Here is a 1,113-nt window from a genome sequence, read left to right on the forward strand (position 1 = left end):
TTCGTCGAAGAAGTTGACGTCCAGCAAGACTGTCGCCTGCTCTCTCTTTCTCGGTCGGGACGCTGGAGTCGGATGGAGCCGCCGGAGGCCTCGCCGCCCATCAGGGCGGGGGCGTCGGACCCCCGGCGTCCGTCAGACCTCCTCGACGCTGCTCGGCTCGCGCCGGGACAGGTCGATCCCGAGTTCCTCCGCCGCACGGAAGACGTCCTCGTCGGTGTCACGCATCTCGATCTGCACGCCATCGCTGGAGAGCACCTCGACGTTGAGGCACAGCGACTGCATCTCCTTGATGAGCACCTTGAACGACTCCGGGATACCGGGCTCCGGAATGTTCTCGCCTTTGACGATCGCCTCGTAGACCTTGACCCGGCCCACGACGTCGTCGGACTTGATGGTCAGCAGTTCCTGCAGGGCGTAGGCGGCGCCGTATGCCTCCAGCGCCCACACCTCCATCTCGCCGAACCGCTGGCCACCGAACTGCGCCTTACCACCCAGGGGCTGCTGGGTGATCATTGAGTAGGGACCGGTCGACCGGGCGTGGATCTTGTCGTCGACCAGGTGCAGCAACTTGAGGATGTAGATGTAGCCGACCGCCACCGGGTAGGGATACAGCTCACCGGTCCGGCCGTCGAACAGCTTGGCCTTGCCGGAGGAGCCGATCAGCTGGACGCCGTCGCGGTTGGGCAGGGTGGAGTCGAGCAGGCCGGTGATCTCCTCCTCGCGAGCACCGTCGAAGACGGGGGTCGCCACGTTGGTGCCGGCCGGGGCGGCGTCCGCGCCGATGCCACGCAGCCGCTCCTTCCAGTCCTCGGTGCCGGAGTCGACCTGCCAGCCGGTCTTGGCAACCCACCCGAGGTGGGTCTCCAGGATCTGGCCGAGGTTCATCCGGCGCGGCACGCCATGCGGGTTGAGCACGACGTCGACGGCGGTGCCGTCCTCGAGGAAGGGCATGTCCTCGACGGGCAGGATCTTGGCGATGACACCCTTGTTGCCGTGCCGGCCGGCAAGCTTGTCCCCGTCGGTGATCTTCCGCTTCTGGGCGACGTAGACCCGGACCAGCTCGTTGACCCCGGGCGGGAGCTCGTCGCCGTCCTCGCGGGAGAACACCCGCAC

The 1,113-nt window shown here is 67.2% G+C and carries 1 protein-coding gene; it reads right to left on the bottom strand.

All coding sequences use genetic code 11. The annotated features are described in order from the left end of the window. Positions 1-132: 132 nt before the first annotated feature. Positions 133-1,113 (bottom strand): DNA-directed RNA polymerase subunit beta (locus AC08OU_RS06095; RefSeq protein WP_476604485.1); only part of this gene is annotated, 981 nt, incomplete at its 5' end.

The sequence above is a fragment of the Frankia sp. CcMO1 genome, from assembly GCF_977945845.1.